Source organism: Georgenia sp. SUBG003, assembly GCF_000715355.2.
Classification (GTDB): domain Bacteria; phylum Actinomycetota; class Actinomycetes; order Actinomycetales; family Actinomycetaceae; genus Georgenia.
The window spans coordinates 4,160,223-4,179,578 of record NZ_CP180204.1; the positions used below are offsets into that span (position 1 = coordinate 4,160,223).

A 19,356-nucleotide genomic window follows, 5' to 3' on the forward strand; every position below is an offset into this window, starting at 1 on the left:
CAGCCGGTCGGAGCTGAGGAAGACGTACCGCGCCGACGCCGCGAACTCGCGGTGGAAGTCCGCGGTCCCGTCGTAGTCGTGGAGGTCCGTCCACACCGGCACCCCCGCGGCGACGGCGCCGCGCAGCACCGGGCGGGCATGGTCGGCGAGGTCGACGACGACGGCGTCCGCGTTGCCGCCGGACGTTCCGTCGGCGGTGGCGTCCGTGACGGTCACGTCTGCGGGGTCCGGTGCCGGCGTGGGTGTGCCGGACTCCGTGGTGGCGTCGCCCAGGACGCTGACCGCGGCTCCCTCGACGGTCACGGGGGCGGTGACGGGTGCGACGACCGGTGATGTCGTCGGCGATGTCGCCGACCAGCTCGCCGTCGGTGGAGCTGTCCGTCGGGGCGTCGGGAGGTTCGTCCGTCCCGGTCCTCTCGTACTAGGGACAGCCCTTCTCAAGTTTCCTGCGCGCGCAGCGGATAGGGACCGAACTGTCTCACGACGTTCTAAACCCAGCTCGCGTACCGCTTTAATGGGCGAACAGCCCAACCCTTGGGACCTACTCCAGCCCAGGATGCGACGAGCCGACATCGAGGTGCCAAACCATGCCGTCGATATGGACTCTTGGGCAAGATCAGCCTGTTATCCCCGGGGTACCTTTTATCCGTTGAGCGACGGCGCTTCCACAAGCCACCGCCGGATCACTAGTTCCGACTTTCGTCCCTGCTCGACCTGTCAGTCTCACAGTCAAGCTCCCTTGTGCACTTGCACTCGACACCTGATTGCCAACCAGGCTGAGGGAACCTTTGAGCGCCTCCGTTACATTTTGGGAGGCAACCGCCCCAGTTAAACTACCCACCAGGCACTGTCCCTGGTCCGGATCACGGACCGAGGTTAGATGTGCAGTACGACCAGAGTGGTATTTCAACGGCGACTCCACCACCACTGGCGTGGCGGCTTCACGGTCTCCCACCTATCCTACACAAGCCGTACCGAACACCAATACCAAGCTATAGTAAAGGTCCCGGGGTCTTTCCGTCCTGCTGCGCGAAACGAGCATCTTTACTCGTAGTGCAATTTCGCCGAGTTCGCGGTCGAGACAGCGGAGAAGTCGTTACGCCATTCGTGCAGGTCGGAACTTACCCGACAAGGAATTTCGCTACCTTAGGATGGTTATAGTTACCACCGCCGTTTACTGGGGCTTAAATTCTGAGCTTCGCCTCGCGGCTGACCCGTCCTCTTAACCTTCCAGCACCGGGCAGGCGTCAGTCCGTATACATCGTCTTGCGACTTCGCACGGACCTGTGTTTTTTAGTAAACAGTCGCTTCTCCCTGGTCTCTGCGGCCCGAAAGGGCTAGCCAGCTAGTGGCCTCACCCCTCAGGCCCCCCTTCTCCCGAAGTTACGGGGGCATTTTGCCGAGTTCCTTAACCACGATTCTCTCGATCGCCTTGGTATTCTCTACCTGACCACCTGAGTCGGTTTAGGGTACGGGCGGCTAGTCCCTCGCGTCGAGGCTTTTCTCGGCAGCATAGGATCACCCTGCTTCCCCCATACGGGGTCACTGTCGGACCTGAGGCTTCGTGGGGTGCGGATTTGCCTGCACCCCGCCCTGCATCCTTAGACGTGCATTGCCATTAAGCACGCGGTGGCTACCTGTCTGCGTCACCCCTGTTAACACGCTTGCCTACTGCCGGATCGGGTCCCACGCGCGGTCCCGCCGGTTCCCGAAGGAACCCACGAGACGTTGGGTGGTCAGCATCACCGGGGTCGGCATGGTCGGTCCTTCGCCGGTACGGGAATATCAACCCGTTGTCCATCGACTACGCCTGTCGGCCTCGCCTTAGGTCCCGACTTACCCAGGGCGGATTAACCTGGCCCTGGAACCCTTGGTCATTCGGCGGACGGGTTTCTCACCCGTCATTCGCTACTCATGCCTGCATTCTCACTCGTGTGGGATCCACCACTGGGTCACCCCGCAGCTTCACCTCCCACACGACGCTCCCCTACCCACCCGCGCCCCTGAACACCCCTCGAGGGGATGCTGGGGTGTGCGCGGATGCCACGGCTTCGGCGGTGTGCTTGAGCCCCGCTGAATTGTCGGCGCAGAATCACTTGACCAGTGAGCTATTACGCACTCTTTCAAGGGTGGCTGCTTCTAAGCCAACCTCCTGGTTGTCTGTGCAACTCCACATCCTTTCCCACTTAGCACACGCTTGGGGGCCTTAGCCGGTGGTCTGGGCTGTTTCCCTCTCGACCACGAACCTTATCGCCCGCAGTCTCACTGCCATGCTCTCACTTACCGGCATTCGGAGTTTGGTTGACGTCAGTAACCTTGTAGGGCCCATCGGCCATCCAGTAGCTCTACCTCCGGCAAGAAACACATGACGCTGCACCTAAATGCATTTCGGGGAGAACCAGCTATCACGGAGTTTGATTGGCCTTTCACCCCTACCCACAGGTCATCCCCTCAGTTTCAACCTAAGTGGGTTCGGTCCTCCACACGCTCTTACACGTGCTTCAACCTGCCCATGGGTAGATCACTCCGCTTCGGGTCTAGAGCACGCGACTGGTGCGCCCTGTTCGGACTCGCTTTCGCTACGGCTTCCCCACCCGGGTTAACCTCGCCACATGCCACTAACTCGCAGGCTCATTCTTCAAAAGGCACGCCGTCACCCCCAGCAATGGAGGCTCCGACGGATTGTAAGCATCCGGTTTCAGGTACTATTTCACTCCCCTCCCGGGGTACTTTTCACCTTTCCCTCACGGTACTTGTCCGCTATCGGTCACCAGGTAGTATTTAGGCTTACCAAGTGGTCTTGGCAGATTCACACGGGATTTCACGGGCCCCGTGCTACTCGGGATCCCTGCAAGGAGGCCACGACGTTTCGTCTACGGGGGTCTCACCCACTGTGCCCGGCCTTCCCAGACCGTTCGACTACACCGCGACTTTCTCACTCCCCACCAGCCCGGCAGAGCTGGTCAGCAGGTCCCACGACCCCGAGGGTGCAACGCCCGCCGGCTGTCACACACCCCCGGTTTAGCCTCGTCCGCTTTCGCTCACTACTCACGGAATATCTCTTCCTGCGGGTACTGAGATGTTTCACTTCCCCGCGTTCCCCCACACGCCCTATATATTCAGGCGCGGGTAACCAGACATGACTCTGGCCGGGTTTCCCCATTCGGACACCCTCGGATCACAGCTCGTTTGCCAGCTCCCCGAGGCTTATCGCAGGCTACAACGTCCTTCTTCGGCTCCTGGTGCCAAGGCATCCACCGAATGCTCTTAAAACTTGACCACAAAAGATCAAAGATGCTCGCGTCCACTGTACAGTTCTCAAGCTACGCACCGACTCCCCGCCCGCACCCACCGGGAACGGCGGAACGGACCAGGAAGCGGCCACCAGAGCAAACCGGCCACCCACCACCCCACCCGCCCCCACCCCCGAAAGGGGCACGACGGTCACGGGGCCGCGGGGCCGACGCCCTGGTCGTCCGCCGGAGAGGCTGGCGGTGTTATTCTCGACCGAACTCGCCCAAGAGCGTGCGCCAAGCAGATAGACAAATTTAGTTCAGCTCCAGCCTCTTCCAGGCTCGAACTACAGCGCAGAGCGCACGTCACTGGCAGGAAGGGTCTCGATTCGGCGAATCCCTTGACACCATACTTCATTCATTGCAATTGACTCGAGTAAATCTATGAAGTCGGAACGCACGCGGGATCTACGGCGGCTTGCACGCGCATCGCTATCATCAGGTACCACGGCGGTGAGTGCAGTCCTGACGCTTGCGATCCTCATACTCGCGACGAGCAAGGGCCAACTGGCAGACATTGCGGGTTACTCAGCTGGGGCAAGCGTCGGTGCTCTTACAGCGGTCCTCCTCGGGGGGGCACTACCCTGGTGTATGTCAACGGAGACCGCAGCGTCGAGGCGGCTGTCCTTCGTATAAGGTGGCGTCTGATCGCGCCTGCTCTGATAGTGGCGGGCGTTGCAGGCGGCGTTCTCTACGCCGCTCTCTCCGGGATTGCTGCGTTGCCCGTAATCCTCGGCGGGTTGACGGTTGCTTTCAACAATCTTGCTGAGCTTGAGTCAGCCCGACTGCAGAAGCAACTTGCCACGGTCAGCATTGCACGCGCGACATTAGTTTCGCGCTCGGCGGGCCTCTTCACCATCATCGTCAACGGCCAATTCAGCTGGGCCATGCTCGTTTGCGGAGTGCTCTATTTTGCAGCTCTCGCTGTCTCCGCACGCGCCACCCGTACCCGCTCGAGGACGGAAGGATCGACCTTCAGAAGCGACATACGAACCGCATACCAGGGCGGGTACATGTCCACCGCTATTCTCGACGTCATTGGTGCCCGATCGCCATTTCTGGTTGCCCCGCTCGCCATAAGCCCAGTCCAAGCAGGTGCATTTTCGGCTCTGCTCAGCGCTCAGAAAAGCGTCGTCTCCGTGCTAACAGCGACACTTTATACTGTGATGGCCACTCGCTCGACTACCCGCTCGAACGGTACGTGGACGAACTCTTTGGAGAGACTTGTAGCCTGGTGTTCGTTACTACTCGGGCTACTGGGCTTCCTGCTGACCGACGAAATTTTTGCGGTACTCAACCTGCCTCAAGACCCCGAGATCCGCAGCTGGTGGGCTCTATTCATGGCGTCGGTACCTGTCTCGATACTGGTCCGCCTGCTCCAGTATCGATTGATGGCCACATCACGCAGTTCGCGCGCCGCCTATATCGCCCTTGTTTCCGCGCTCGGTACCGCGATATTTCTGGGATTGTCGTACCTGACAGGGGAAACACTCCTACTAGCGATGTCCCCACTTGTTGGCGAGCTATTGGCTCTTTCGTACGGCCTAACAGCTTCGCAACTCTTTCGCGCTCAGAAATCGCGACTTTGATCGCTGTAGCACTCGAGCGAGCCGGCAACGTTGGCGGCGTACTAACGTTGCTGGAGAAAACCCCTAGGGGGCCAACTCAGCCCGCAAATTGCGGGTGAGTCTTTCGACGTCCGTTCTAACCAGGGCCAGCGGGGTAGATAAACACGACCCGGCGGTGTGAACATCACACCGACATCAGTTATGGCGCCGATGCGCGTCCCCTCGGTAATCTTCACGAGGAATATGCGACCTCTACGCTGACGTTGTCAGCGGGATCTGACACCTGCGCACGTGCCTGCCTTCTAGAACATTGCGAATGTCTACTTCACACTGGCTATATTCATAAACCGACTACGTTCATCAATCGGAACACACTCGTGACCACAAAAGTCCCTCCGGTGCTCGACTGACGTGCGCGGATAGGGCAGATTCACTCTGAGCAACTATTCACCAACGTCGGTCGACGCTAACGACCTTCCTGTCAAGGATGAAAGACCTATACGACCCACGGCGGAACTGGCTTCGGTTTTGCGCGGTCTGAAGTGAATGCGTGATCTAATGCATCCATAACGTATTCACCCACCGACTCGTTTGCGATCCTATGAGCGAACGCCACAGCGTTCCGCTTGTAGTTATCGACACGGCCTGGGTCGTTGATCAGCTGCTTAATCGCTATTGCGAGCGCGCAACTGTCGCCAGCAGGAACAACTATCCCAGCGTGCGCAGCAGAAACCATCTCGTCACTCACCGCTTCGTCAGTCGCGATGAGCCCAATGCCGGCATTGAGCGCTTCATTTACGACGATCTGCACTCCGATCGACAAGCCGGCCATCCAGTTAGGACCACTGCGACCAGTGCGATGACCACCGCGGCTAACGTCGCACCGATCAGCGCGCCAACACAGATGCCGACGGCCAGGAGCCGCCCGAGCAAGCGGAAGTTCGCCATCGAAGCGAGCGCCTGGGCCGTCATGCGGTCACCGTATCCGCACCGGCTCTATGGATTGGTGCCGCGCGAAAGATTGGTCGAGAGGGGCGGGGGTACTTCAAGTGGCAGCGGATGCTGCAGTCAACCGTGTTGCATAAACGTTGGTTGCGACACCTTGCTCGTGCGCTTTGAGATGCACTGTCACGTCAACTGGCAGCGAGACGTGTTGAGTAAGGGGCGGTAGTAGCAGAGTCCGTTCTCAACACGCGCCCGTCGCGTCCTGCGGTCATGGCGCGCCCGTTCGACCATGCTTGGCGAATGACCCGTGATGTGTTGTGCGCCTTCTGCGGAAAGACAGTCGACGACGTCGCACTGGACCCGTGTGCGCTCATCGTTGTGAGCAAGTGGAGTTCGGAAGAGACGGAACAGCGGAGCAGCAGTTCTTCACACACGCACAATGTCTGCTCGACCGTTTGCACCCCGACGTCAGTAGCGACGCTTACGTCTTGGACCCACACAGCGATCTGTACAGACCTGCCCAGTGAGAACGGGCTGCTCTGCATCTGGGAAGATCTTGCTCTCGCGTGATCGATTCTCTGGCCTGCTAGCTACTTCCTGCGACTCCCGCTCCTTGACTGGTCGAGCCGGATATTCATGAGGCGGTCACTAGCCTTCGGTGCCGAGACGCGATCCTGAGACGCTCAGCGCGCAACGGTCACGCAAAGGGCCCCGGCTGCCGTTGGTGTGCCGGGACCGTTTCGCGTCGAGCTCACGCGTTACGGCGTCACTTCCTGGCGTTGGGGTTGGCCTTTACCGCGGACGCGCAATGGGCCTGGGTTGGGATAGCCGAGGCGGCAGCCGGCCGCCCGGCTGGGTCTTTCCGACCAGGACGTTGGCGAGCCCTCGGGGACCATCCGATTCGCCGCTATCGAAATCCATGACGGCTCGAAGCCGCCAAATTCCCGGGAAATTCCCGGGAAATTGGGTTAAACCCAAAGGGCCCTTAAACCCGGGTTAAACCCGGGTTCCCTTGGGAAAGGGCCCAAATTCCCGGGAAATTCCCGGGAAATTGGGTTAAACCCAAAGGGCCCTTAAACCCGGGTTAAACCCGGGTTCCCTTGGGAAAGGGCCCAAATTCCCGGGAAATTCCCGGGAAATTGGGTTAAACCCAAAGGGCCCTTAAACCCGGGTTAAACCCGGGTTCCCTTGGGAAAGGGCCCAAATTCCCGGGAAATTCCCGGGAAATTGGGTTAAACCCAAAGGGCCCTTAAACCCGGGTTAAACCCGGGTTCCCTTGGGAAAGGGCCCAAATTCCCGGGAAATTCCCGGGAAATTGGGTTAAACCCAAAGGGCCCTTAAACCCGGGTTAAACCCGGGTTCCCTTGGGAAAGGGCCCAAATTCCCGGGAAATTCCCGGGAAATTGGGTTAAACCCAAAGGGCCCTTAAACCCGGGTTAAACCCGGGTTCCCTTGGGAAAGGGCCCAAATTCCCGGGAAATTCCCGGGAAATTGGGTTAAACCCAAAGGGCCCTTAAACCCGGGTTAAACCCGGGTTCCCTTGGGAAAGGGCCCAAATTCCCGGGAAATTCCCGGGAAATTGGGTTAAACCCAAAGGGCCCTTAAACCCGGGTTAAACCCGGGTTCCCTTGGGAAAGGGCCCAAATTCCCGGGAAATTCCCGGGAAATTGGGTTAAACCCAAAGGGCCCTTAAACCCGGGTTAAACCCGGGTTCCCTTGGGAAAGGGCCCAAATTCCCGGGAAATTCCCGGGAAATTGGGTTAAACCCAAAGGGCCCTTAAACCCGGGTTAAACCCGGGTTCCCTTGGGAAAGGGCCCAAATTCCCGGGAAATTCCCGGGAAATTGGGTTAAACCCAAAGGCCCTTAACCCGGGTGTCGCTTGCCTCGGCGATCTCCTCGGGGTGGACCTGAATGCGCTCGAGCGCGTCCGCGGAGGAGGTTCTCGAGCGTCGGGTACGTGTCGGGGCTGCTGCGCTCATGAAAGTGTCTCCGTTCGGGGCCGTCCGGCGGGGGCCCGGACGGATGTGGCGGGGGCCACGCCTTCGACGATCGCCCCGCCCACTGACATACCTGGCCTGCCGACACCTCACGGGAGATGGGCGCGGCAGGCCGAGCCACCGAGGCCCTCCCGGTTGAGGAACCGTCACCGGAGGCATGGTCCTGGCCTGTAACTACACCCGAGCTCATTCGAACTGTGCCGTACAGCCTGTCCGGTGATGTATTCGTGCGGGCGATATGCTCGGTAACCGCTCCTTGGGCGACGACGTCGTCGTCTGGGTCAGAAGACGCGCCAAAATCGAGAGTCCCGTCTGGGGGGACACCCTCCCATAACAAAACCCAAGGGCGGCACTCGTTAGCTTAAATTCCTTGGAGCCCTCTTCAGTTAGCAGCTGAATCTCAATGCAGCTTTCGAGACAGAGTGCTGCTAGAAGGCTTTTCTTCTAACTGGTCTGCTGATGGAGGCCCTGACTCCTGGCCAGGGCTCTCCACCAGCTATGTCGCTCCATGAATGCGAGGGTGGGACAAGTTCTGTCACTCGTGACAGCTACCGTGTCACCATGACATCTAACGTGTCACTAGTGACAAGTTCGATGTCACCTCACAGGACCGAGGGCAGCAACTTCCCGCGGCCGGACGGTGCCGCCGCCTAGAAGTCCCAGTCCTCGTCCTCCGTGTTCACGGCCTTGCCCATGACGTAGCTCGAGCCGGAGCCGGAGAAGAAGTCGTGGTTCTCGTCCGCGTTCGGGGAGAGCGAGGACAGGATCGCCGGGTTGACGTTCGTCTGGTCCTTGGGGAACAGACCCTCGTAGCCGAGGTTGTTCAGCGCCTTGTTCGCGTTGTAGCGCAGGAACGCCTTCACGTCCTCGGTCAGGCCCAGCGGGTCGTAGAGGTCCTCGGTGTACTGCTCCTCGTTGTCGTAGAGCTCGAAGAGCAGCTCGAACGTGTAGTCCTTGAGCTCCTGGCGGCGCTCGGGCGACGCCGTCTCCAGCGCGCGCTGGAACTTGTAGCCGATGTAGTAGCCGTGGACGGCCTCGTCGCGGATGATCAGGCGGATGAGGTCGGCGGTGTTGGTCAGCTTGGCGTGGCTCGACCAGTACATCGGGGCGTAGAAGCCCGAGTAGAACAGGAAGGACTCCAGCATCGTGGAGGCGACCTTGCGCTTCTCCGGGTCGTCGCCGCGGTAGTAGTCCATGACGATCTGCGCCTTGCGCTGGAGGTTCTCGTTCTCCTCCGACCAGCGGAACGCGTCGTCGATCTCCCTGGTGGAGATGAGCGTGGAGAAGATCGAGGAGTAGCTCTTGGCGTGCACCGACTCCATGAACGCGATGTTCGTGTAGACGGCCTCCTCGTGCGGGGTCACCGCGTCGGGGATCAGCGAGACCGCACCCACGGTGCCCTGGATGGTGTCCAGGAGCGTCAGGCCGGTGAAGACCCGGGTGGTCATGAGCTTCTCGGCCTCGTTGAGCGTCGCCAGCACCGCAACGACAGTCGGCGAAGTGCTCCGAACACTTAAATACCAATTCGGACAGTATCGAAGCGGCGACATACCGGCATTGGCGAGCAATCTTGAAGTACGACTATTCAATACCCTACGTGCGGCCATGTTTCAGACCTATCCCCGGTGCCCTTCATCGTCACGTGGATTCCCGAGGCAGCCTAGTCGAAACGGTCAGGGCCCACGGAAGCGAAGGCCAGACCTTCTTTTCCAGCACCAGACCAGGAGTGACACGTGGTCAGCACTTCCACCTCCGGAAGATCGAACGCTTTGTCGTCGTCGGCGGTCAGGCCCGCATCTCACTGAGACGCGTCCTCACCGACGAGACCATTACGTTCGACGTCGATGGCGACGAACCGTGCATCATCGACATGCCCACGCTCTGGGCTCACAACATTACCAACACAGGGTCGTCAGAACTCGCCACAATTTTCTGGACGAACGAACTCTTCGACCCTACAGACCCTGACACGTACCGAGAGGAAGTATGATGGGTGGACGATTGAAGGTCCTGACCGTAGTTGGGACACGACCAGAGATTATTCGATTGTCTCGCATCATCGCACGACTCGAAGAGACGACCGAGCACGTCCTGGTGCACACAGGTCAGAATTATGATTTCGAACTGAACGAAATTTTTTTCAACGACCTATCGGTGCGCCGACCCGACCACTTCCTCAGCGCTGACACTCGATCACTCGGCACGGTGCTGGCAGACGTATTGCGGGGCACAGAGCGGGTGCTCCTTGAAGAACGCCCTGACGCAATGGTGGTTCTCGGCGATACCAACAGTTGCACGTCGGCACTCATGGCACGGCGCATGAAAATACCCGTGTACCACCTCGAAGCGGGCAATCGGTCGTTTGATCCAAATGTCCCAGAAGAGATCAATCGTCATTTCGTAGACCATGTCTCTGATTACAACCTGGTTTACACCGAACACTCCCGACGGAACCTGCTTAGCGAGGGACTTCATCCATCCCGCATCTTCCTCATGGGATCCCCGATGAGGGAAGTGCTAGACCACTACGCCGACGAAATCGCCAAAAGCACAATACTGAACGATCTCAAGCTCTCGCACGGCGCGTATCTCGTTGCGAGCGCGCACCGTGAAGAGAACGTCGACATGCGGGACAGGTTAGGCCGTCTACTTAATGCCCTAGCGGCAGTGGCGCTCGATCAGGGTGTGCCTGTCCTTCTCTCCACCCATCCGCGGACACGCAAGCGAATCGAAGAGTACGGCATCCCAGTTGATCCTAACGTCACGCTGCATCCGCCGTTAGGTTTTCACGATTACGTCAGTCTACAGAAAAACGCTCGTTGCGTTCTCTCTGACTCAGGGACTATATCCGAGGAATCGACCATCCTGGGCTTTCCCGCTGTAACCATACGCGACGCTATAGAGCGGCCCGAGGCGCTCGACTCAGGCGGCATCATTTCGACTGGTTTGGACTCGGGCGACGTTGTGGATGCCGTACGCATCACGATAGCGCAGCATGCAACTGATGGAGCCACTAAGCCCCCGTTCGAGTACGCGATCTCCGATTCTTCGAGACGAGTGGTTAACGTGATCCGGTCGACAGCGGCGAATCACCACGCGAGGGCCGGCATCCGACTTGAACCTACAGACTGAAGTTAAAGGCATTCGCCGGAATTCGGATGCACAGCTCTCGTAGGAAAGGATCAGTGATGGCACGCGCACTGCCCCGTCCGTACGCTGAAAATGAAAGCAATTGCCCTCCAGTCGCCAGCGTCCCAGTTACGGTGGTCATTTTAACACTGAACGAGGAGGCCAATATCGCTCGCTGCATCGACACGGTGCGCTGGGCCAACCAAATCCTCGTTGTTGACAGCGGTTCCGAAGACGACACCGTGCTCATCTCACGCGCGAAGGGGGCTGAAGTAGACATCACACATTGGCGCGGGTATGGCGGTCAACGTGACTACGCATTGCGTCACCCCGGCGTGCGTAACGACTGGATCTATTTTGTCGATGCAGACGAATGGGTGTCGACGGACCTCGCTAATGAAATCGCTTCAGTACTTGCCCAGGACCCTCAGGAGATGGCATTCGCCCAGAGGTTTCGGCTCGTTTTTCGAGGGCGTTGGATACGGCATTGCGGCTGGTATCCCAGCGTGCGAATGACAAGACTCCTATTACGACACCACGCGACTTTTGGTAGCCAGAGTTTCAGCGAGCACCCCGCGGTTTCGGGAGAAGTTGGAATCCTAAACAATGATATTGTTGATGAAGACCTTAAGGGGCTCGGACGCTGGCTCAAGAAGCATGTCGACTATGCCGCTTTAGAAGTGCGGCGCCGCCAGCAAGACGCCCGCCCGGTCCGTACTCCAGGAACTTCTCACTTCACATTCTTCCTGAAGGCTTACGTCTCGCGCTGGATGCCTGCTCGACCGCTGGTTCAGTTTCTATACATGTACGTGCTTCGGCGTGGCTTCCTCGACGGACGCCAGGGTCTGCTTTTCTGCTTCCTTCACGCGTGGTTCCAGATCATCATCCAAGAAATGGCGAGGGAATCGCAAGCGCAGCCCGAGGCTTTAGGACTCCGTCGGTAGGCGTCACCACTTACCCGCTCCTCCCAAATCGTGAAGGGGTCACACTTGTCAACAATATATATTATGGCGGGGTATTATTATCCGGCCACCAAGGCCGGTGGTCCACCGAGAAGTCTCAGGACGAGAATCCTGAACTCGGAATGGCCGAGCAAGCATGTCATTGCTCTTGATCGCGACCTAGGGGACAGTGCCCCGTTCCTTCCACCCTATGTCGGAACTACCGAGATGGACGGCGCGACAATAACCTACGTCCGTCCAGGCTACCTTAACCAGTTACGCGCCTTCGCTATGCTCCTCTCGTTCAGCACACACCAAGTCTGATGCACCGCTGTGCCGGAAACCTGCGATTCCGACGGCAGGTAGACGGATATCAAAGGCGCGGTTCCTCATGACGACAAGGCCGCGTGATCATCGCAGTTACAGCCGTCCGGAACCGTTGGTCTGTCGAGGGGTTGGAGGGCGAAACGTCGGAGAACCCGCCGCCCTGCATGCCACGATGACCGGCATGGGCGTCGCGGATGACGGAGACAAGCGCGGCTCGCTGCCGCCACGGGAGTCATGGCATCACATCCTGCGGCGACCGATGATGTACTCCAACGCCTTCTTCAGCGCCGTCGGCCTGGTGCTCGCTATCTCGTGGATCTTCGCTCGGGGGCGGGACTCGCCCTCATATGTTGTCGCGTCGTTCTCCTTCGTGAGCCTGTTCGTCATGTTCGGATTCGGGGCGTGGGTGGCCTACAAGACCCGGATCGAGGCCGATCTGAACGGTCTCCACATCATCACGATCGTAAGAAAAAAGACATTCCATTGGACTGATATAGCGGAAATCCGGCCGAGGGGCACGAAAAGGTTCAAGAGGTGGCTCGTTCTAGCCCTGCGTGGGGGGAGGGCTATCGACTTCCCACTCGACGTCGAACATCTTTCCGCAGTGCGGCGTTGGCACGCGGCTGCGGCCGGGACCCAGCACAGCCCCTGACCGGTTGAAAATGATCCGACGAACGCCTCGGCATGGTCAGAGACGTCCGAAACTGCATCCCACGCGCTGGATAAGACTTAGTTCCGGACGGAGTCTGGACGGTGCGATAGCGTCCAGCTCCAGCACCGTCCGATCTAGGGAAGGTTCCAAATGTGGAGAAAGCTGCCCGCGGGTGCGTCGGCTGTCGTAGTAGTGACCGTGTTTGTCGCTGGCTGCAGCGCCAATAGCGGCGCCGAGGCGATGTCAACTGAGAGCGCTCCGTCGAGGCCGCACTGGTCGCTCTCGCCGAGCAGCTCACCGCCCTTGCCCCCGGGCACCCTCAAGGCGGGTCCCCGGGTGCAAGCTGAAGCGGCAGCGCCGAACCCGCGCCTGCTCTGTCTCGAGTGCGCCGCCGGCGAAGACATCGAACTCCTCCCGCCACGAAGACTCGTTCTGCTGCCTTCAGCACGGACGGTGGACGGGTCCCGAACACGGTGGGCCTTCGCCCGGCGGCAACAGGTATCGAACACCCAGTCGAGCGCCCTGGTCATCGAGCCCCGTCGGCGTCGATGTCCTGGTAGCGGACGAAACATACCGACGGCTCCGCAGCGACAGCCGGATACCAGCCGGCCTTCTTCGAGAGCTCGTCGACGTCCTGGACCAAGTCGACGGTCGATCGACGAGGGGTTTACCGACCCCCGACAACTACGTACAAGTCGTAGCCCTGCTCGTAATGCTGTCCGACTCAGCATTCCTCAAGCGGATCTTCGATCCCGCAGGAACGTTCGCGAGCTCTCGTGCCCTCCTCGATGCCGAACTCCGAGAAGTAGTGCCCCACCGAGGCGGCGACCTCTTCGAACGCGTCTGGCTCCTCCTCCGTCCAGGCTTTCTCGCTGTCCGCGAGTACCTCGAGGGCAAGCCCCCTGGAGACACCGGAGTCATCGAGGTGAACGTGGAAGACGTTGTCGCCGGATGCAGCGTCAGCCGTCCTCTGGAACCGTTTCGGCGAGCCATGAGCCGGACAGAAACGTATGACTGGGAGGCATGGTGTGAAAGGCACCTCCTCGCCGGTCAGACCAGCACCGCTCGGCGCAACTGCGGGCATGGTGTACAGCGGCTGGAGTTCATCTGTGTCGACGGCCACCGCTACCAAGCGACCCCGAACGCGGTCTCCCAGGCCGTCCGACGCGGCCACTCCGGCTGCCCGTACTGTGCCGGAAGAAGCGCACTTCCCGGGTTCAACTCCATGGCCGAGACACATCCCGGCCTCGCCGCTCAATGGCACCCAGAGCTCAACGGCAACATCACCCCCAGTCACATCACGGGTGCAGGAAACAGCCGAAAGTACTGGTGGCTGTGCCGACAAGATCACTCTTGGGAGGAGTCGCCGAACAACCGCGCCAAGGGCAGAGGATGCCCGTACTGCTCCGGGCGCAGTGCCATCAGCGGAGTGAACTCGCTGGACGCTACACACCCAACCATCGCATCAGAGTGGGACTTCACAGCGAACACCGGGACCTCACCGTCCACCGTCAGGCCTGGCAGTGGCCTGAAGGTGGGCTGGATCTGCGGTCTCGGGCATCGCTACAAGGCAACGGTCGACGCACGATCCGGTCGTGGTCAGGGTTGCCCCGTGTGCGCGAACCTCCGGGTGCTCCAGGGCTACAAACGTTGAACCCACGATGACTGAGGCTCAAGTCTCTCTGCCATGATGAAATCATCGAATCTGTGGCTACACGAATGCTCGGCGACACGAGGCGCCTGTTCTTCGGCACATCCCAGCTGGTGGAAAGCGTGTCCTTGAAAGCCGCACTATATCCAGCGAGCGCGTAAGCTGTAACGGAGTGTTTCCGCAGGAGCCCTTCGACGTCAGCGTCGTCGATGAGGAGATCCCCTCCGGCCTTTCCCTTGAGAAGCTCGGTCAGCTTGTCGGTACTGTAAAACCGGTAACCAGCCTCGTGCTTTTTCGTAAGCCGAGTCGGGGGGAACCACTCCAGGCGACGCTGCCAGATATGAACCGACGTCAAATACTTTCACGCCCTTCTTCAGGTGAAGGTGTGGAAAACGGTATGTGGACGAGAGGACTTTGCTCCGAAGGGTGCCGTCTTTCTCGCGGTAGTCAAGCTGAGAATGGAATTGCCCCTCCTCGATCCTGCCGTTCTTCGGATACACCCCGATGGCGGTCTGGGTTTCTAGAACGGTCCGCGCATACTCGACATTCGGGAAGGTTCTCGACAAGTTTCTAGGCTCGGTCTGGTCACCAACCTGGACAGTGACGACAGTCCCAGGCGCCTTGAGCTCACCTTCATCGTCAGATAGCAAGTCCAGCCGAGCGGAGGGGAACTGCGTTATTGTCGGGTCCTCCACCCATCGACGCGAGTTCTCGATCCGGACACGAAAGTGTTCAGCGTCGGTTCGCGACTCAAGCTCGAAAAATGAATCAAAAAAAAATTGAATCCATATGCGAGGAAGGTCACTACCTCGTAACTCTCTACCTCGTAACTCTCTACCTCGTAACTCTCTACCTCTCTATCTCTACAAGTGGCCCTACGGGGCTCCTGAAACCTCTGAGACTTCTTCTCAGAACCAACAACCGATACGCGCCCGTCGCGGCCGAATCGCCCCCTCTTCAACTAGGAGCTGAACCAGAAGTGACAAATGCAGAGAAGACCCAGAAGACCTCCACCTCTACGGTTAAGTCGTCCGACCGTCTAGCCCAGGCACGAGAAGCCCTCACCCTCGCTGAGCAAAACCTCACAAACGCTGAAGCGTCACTAAGCGAGACCATCGGAAAAGTGGCCTCGGGCTCCGCTGACCATGCAAGACTGGCCAACGCTCGCGGCAGCGTCGAGGTTGCGTCTATCCGCAGAGATGCCGCGGCCCGTGAGGTCTCCGATGCTGAGGCCGATCTACGGCGGGCTCAGAAGCGTGCCGCCGGCCAGGACTTGCTCGCTGTAGGTGTCGCTGCCATCGAGTCAGCCGTCGGCAAGGCCGCTCGGGTAGTCACCGAGAAACCTGACCCGGACGCCATCGAATACCCGACGCTCTACCTAGCCGTGGCCCCGGGTGTTGCCTCCTTCGATGTTCAGTCGCCGAGTCTCGTCCGTGGTGTCGTGGGAGTTACTGGCTTCCACGTCTTGGGCGCCTGGTGGGACGCCCTGACAAGTGGGCGGGAAGGAAGTAGGTACATCCTGCATCGGCAGTCATATGCCGCTGGCGATCTGGTACGGGGCGAGATTGCCCCGGTAACAACGGCAACGCCACCATGCGTCTTGCTGTGGTGCCTCATCTGCCGGTGATTCCCTACCTTGCCGATGAAGTCGTTATCAGGTCTAACCTCGCAGTAACGGTCGGTGCAGTCGCGAAGTCAGAGGTTCCCGAGGCGCACCCGCTCGAGACGCCCGTTCGCCTCGACGCTGAGCGGTCAGCGAAATCACCGACCAACCACGCTGGCACCGGAGCGCAGGCTGGGCGAATCGACGGGCCAGCTCAAGTCCTCCACCGTGGACTCGGCCTTCGGGCAACCAACGCAGTACGGCACTGGTTCGACACCGCTGGCTTCCAGTCCATGTACACCGACCCCGCCTCCGGCCTCGTGGACATGGGCTTCCGCCAGTACGACCTCACCACCGGCCGGTTCACGGCACGCGACAACGTCGTCGGCAACCTCTCCGACCCGATAACCCTTAACCGGTACACCTACGCCAACGCCGACCCGCTCAACGTCTTCGACCCCGACGGCCACTGAGGAATCGACCTCGGAAGCGCCTTGAGATGGGCCGAAGACACCGTCGTCAAAGCCGTCGCAGCAGTCGACAAAGCTGCAGCATCATCCGACAACCCCGGCGATCACCAACTCAGGAACGTCGTCAGAGAGCATGTCGATTCGGCCGTCACCGCTGTCACCCGTGCCGTGTCCTCTCCCGCAGGACAGCTCGTCACCGGGGCCATCCAAAGCACATTCCGAGAAGCAGCCAACGTCGCTCGAGGAGTTGCCGACGGTGCCGTACGCGCATGGAACGCGGTGGGAGGCGGGCACGGAGTACTTGACATCGTCTGCATGGTGCCCGTGGTGGGCGAAGCTGCCGACGTAGTCAAGGTTCTGGTACCCGGCCGAAGCGACTACCTAAACGCGTCGTTCTCGATGGCCGCGGCAATTCCAGTCGTTGGCTCCGCTGCCATCGGGGCTAAGTACGCGTACAGAGCCGCAACTGCAGCGGTGAACGCCAGTCGACAAGTCGGAGTACCCGCAATTGCGCGAAGGGCCGGAACTGGAACCGTTGCGCACGGAGGATCAGCGAACCCGGTTCGCCTTCCCTCCGCACGTGCGGAAGGTCCGCGTGGTCCGGTGCGCTCAGATCCGGGGTCTGTGTCGGGTAGCCCTGTCTCTGCGAAACCTCCCAGCGGCCCCGGCCTTGCAGCGCGACGTTGCTAGCAGTGGCGACATGCTGGCCAAGGACCCCGACTTGCACGCGGAGGTTACCGCCGTGAACCAAGCCCGCAACGCTAGTCTGAACCCGCAAGGTATTGTGGCTTCGCGCCCAATCTGTGACTTCGCGCCCAATCTGTGACTCTTGTCGTGACTTCCTTGAGCGCTCCGGCGCTACGATAACCAGCCCAACTGCCTGGTGGTTCGAGGATTAGGGTTCAGCGTGCTTGCCTACGATGGGGACAAGATTTGCAGCCGGCTTAGCTTGCTCGGCCGTGCGGAAAAGACGGCATTTGCAGTCGCCTGCGCCCAACGACTGTGGCCGCTTCTGGAGCGGTGCGCAGAGAAGTCAGCGCACGGCGAACTGGATAAATTGGCCTCTGCGCTTGAAGCGACATGGCTTGCAGTTGCCGGAGAGCATGCTGATCTTGCCAGCGTTCCCGCACTCGCCGACGAAGTTATGCCCGACGAGGATGATGTCGGCTGGACGCGCGAAGCTGGATATGCGCAGAATGCAATTTCCAGCATCGGTTATGCGGCATCCACCTGGCTAACCGGCGACCCGCAAGAAGCGACATGGGCCGCCCTGCAACTATACGAGGCGGCAGATTACGCGTCTCAGCAGTTGCAACAAGATATTGAGCTCAATAGCGGAGAGGCGGAAACCGCCTTGCGTGAGCATCCAGTGGTTCAGGAGGCCCTCGAGAGCATCGCCCTTGATCTCCGCGCTGTCGAATCCGGACTCGATTGGCAGCAGCTTCGGGCCAGTGCTCAACGGTTCGGCGATGCGTGGTCTAAGCGGTTGCCCTGAGCAGCGCACAGTACGACAGTACGGGCGCTGTTCTCCCGCGCGGAAGTCGTCACGAGGGCGATGGAGAACGCGTCCGTTGTTGATCGCATCCGCGGGTCCGCACGCTCTGCCCGTGTTCTCACCCGTACGGACGATACGCACGGTCCGGCGCCAGTGTGGCGGAAATTGCCACACCTCGGCGACGCTCGGTTCTAGGGTTCGATTGTGCAGACCGCTCTCGGTGCCGCCTCGCTCGCCGGCTTGGCCGTCATCGTGGTGTTCTCTTTCGTGGTGCTGATCAGGCTGGAGACGCTTACGTCCCAGCCGGAGAAGCGCCGGCGGTTCCTGCGGTGGTGGGCTCCGATGGTCATCGTGGCCACTCTGATAGGACTTGTCGGTCTCACTGGACAACTCCTGCTGAGCTAGCGACAACCCACTTCCCGGCCGAGTATCAAGCACGAACGGTTATGGACGCTCGCGTCGCAAGGAGCGTCCATAACCGCCCTGTTAGGTGCCGGCGTGCTGTCGGCACTCCATAGCGGGCCTGCCTCAAGTAATGGGTCCTGCAAGACACTATTAACATGACGTGATCCCAGCCACTGGGCGCCCTCTGCTCGATTGCAGGTTCCGCATCGGGATCGTCGGAGAAATGTAAAGAAGCGAACCATCCGCCTTCTTGTCGCTCAGGTTCGTTCCAGTCTGATTCTCCGACCCGAACGCGGATGACTGCGAGCGGATCTGTCCGACGAAAGACCACGTAGTAGGTAGCGTCGACCGCTTTCACGCCGTTCGTAGGCGCAGCCCGTCTCGTTGGGCAACCGACTCACGCTGTCGCGCTGAGCGTCTCCCGGAACCACGCGACCGTCCGGTCGAGGCCCTCGGCCCACCGGACCTTCAGTAACCCCTCTGAGACGGTTTATCGGAGAGGCCACCTGACTTCTGGAGTGGCGTCTGGGTGGAAGCTGGCGATGCTCCGGTATGGCGTTCAGCGCTGTTTCGCCCAGGATCGCGTGAGCCATTTCGGTTCCGTGCCCGCCTCGTTCTGGTGCGATGACCGGTAGATGCCCCTGTGGTCGAGTTTGATCACCAGGCTTGCCAGTGCAGCCTGCAACTCGCGCAGCCTTTCGCTCGAGGCGGCGTCGGCCGACTTGAGGTCCTCGCCGAAAGGTTCGAGCCACCTCGCGAACCGGCTCTCGTAGACCGAGGCGAAGTCGGCGAAGCGAGAGTCGCAGCCGGTTGTCCCCCCGCATCCATGGAACGCATCAGCTCACCGATCGCACGTTGCTCCTCCCGCCAGAGCATGAA

Annotated in this window: 11 protein-coding genes, 1 rRNA gene and 1 pseudogene; 9 read left to right on the top strand and 4 right to left on the bottom strand. The window is 60.0% G+C overall.

Features of this window, described 5'->3' with window-relative positions:
* Positions 1-294: 294 nt before the first annotated feature.
* Positions 295-3,281: ribosomal RNA gene (locus DA06_RS22990) — 23S ribosomal RNA — on the bottom strand.
* A 599-nt stretch (positions 3,282-3,880) separates the two neighbouring features.
* On the opposite strand from DA06_RS22990, the gene DA06_RS22995 reads away from it, so the two are divergent.
* Positions 3,881-4,882, top strand: a complete 1,002-nt coding sequence (locus DA06_RS22995; protein ID WP_418606142.1) for a hypothetical protein — start codon at positions 3,881-3,883, stop codon at positions 4,880-4,882.
* 475 nt (positions 4,883-5,357) lie between these two features.
* Here DA06_RS22995 and DA06_RS23000 read toward each other — a convergent pair whose 3' ends face one another.
* Both DA06_RS23000 and nrdF read right to left on the bottom strand, forming a co-directional pair.
* A complete protein-coding gene (locus DA06_RS23000; protein WP_418606144.1) occupies positions 5,358-5,672 on the bottom strand; it encodes a glycosyltransferase in 315 nt (104 codons plus the stop codon).
* A gap of 2,782 nt (positions 5,673-8,454) precedes the next feature.
* Positions 8,455-9,282: pseudogene (gene nrdF / locus DA06_RS23005) on the bottom strand (class 1b ribonucleoside-diphosphate reductase subunit beta); the annotation flags it as partial.
* 164 nt (positions 9,283-9,446) lie between these two features.
* Here nrdF and DA06_RS23010 point away from each other — a divergent pair.
* The 4 genes from DA06_RS23010 to DA06_RS23025 all read left to right on the top strand — a co-directional run bounded on the left by DA06_RS23010 (position 9,447) and on the right by DA06_RS23025 (position 12,853).
* Entirely contained in the window at positions 9,447-9,794 is a 348-nt protein-coding gene (locus DA06_RS23010) for a hypothetical protein (protein WP_418606146.1), read from the top strand.
* Positions 9,794-10,936: a non-hydrolyzing UDP-N-acetylglucosamine 2-epimerase gene (gene wecB / locus DA06_RS23015; RefSeq protein WP_418606147.1), complete on the top strand. Its 1,143-nt coding sequence runs from the start codon at positions 9,794-9,796 to the stop codon at positions 10,934-10,936. Before DA06_RS23010 ends, wecB begins: the two co-directional genes overlap by 1 nt.
* Before the next feature lie 56 nt (positions 10,937-10,992).
* Positions 10,993-11,877, top strand: coding sequence for a glycosyltransferase family 2 protein (locus DA06_RS23020; RefSeq protein ID WP_418606148.1), 885 nt, complete (start codon positions 10,993-10,995; stop codon positions 11,875-11,877).
* Positions 11,878-12,373: 496 nt separating this feature from the next.
* Entirely contained in the window at positions 12,374-12,853 is a 480-nt protein-coding gene (locus DA06_RS23025; RefSeq protein WP_043506103.1) for a PH domain-containing protein, read from the top strand.
* A 724-nt stretch (positions 12,854-13,577) separates the two neighbouring features.
* Here the strand turns inward: DA06_RS23025 and DA06_RS23030 are convergent.
* A complete protein-coding gene (locus tag DA06_RS23030; protein ID WP_043497264.1) occupies positions 13,578-13,976 on the bottom strand; it encodes a hypothetical protein in 399 nt (132 codons plus the stop codon).
* 102 nt (positions 13,977-14,078) lie between these two features.
* Between DA06_RS23030 and DA06_RS23035 the strand changes: the two genes are divergently transcribed.
* From DA06_RS23035 to DA06_RS23050, 4 genes are all read left to right on the top strand, one after another.
* The gene (locus DA06_RS23035) at positions 14,079-14,507 is read left to right on the top strand and encodes a zinc-ribbon domain-containing protein (protein WP_418606150.1); all 429 of its coding nucleotides are present in this window, start codon (positions 14,079-14,081) and stop codon (positions 14,505-14,507) included.
* 760 nt (positions 14,508-15,267) lie between these two features.
* Entirely contained in the window at positions 15,268-16,131 is an 864-nt protein-coding gene (locus DA06_RS23040) for a hypothetical protein (protein ID WP_418606151.1), read from the top strand.
* Positions 16,098-16,580: an RHS repeat-associated core domain-containing protein gene (locus DA06_RS23045; protein WP_418606153.1), complete on the top strand. Its 483-nt coding sequence runs from the start codon at positions 16,098-16,100 to the stop codon at positions 16,578-16,580. The genes DA06_RS23040 and DA06_RS23045 overlap by 34 nt, the downstream gene beginning before the upstream one ends.
* Before the next feature lie 904 nt (positions 16,581-17,484).
* Positions 17,485-18,072, top strand: coding sequence for a DUF416 family protein (locus tag DA06_RS23050; RefSeq protein WP_418606154.1), 588 nt, complete (start codon positions 17,485-17,487; stop codon positions 18,070-18,072).
* Positions 18,073-19,356: the final 1,284 nt, after the last annotated feature.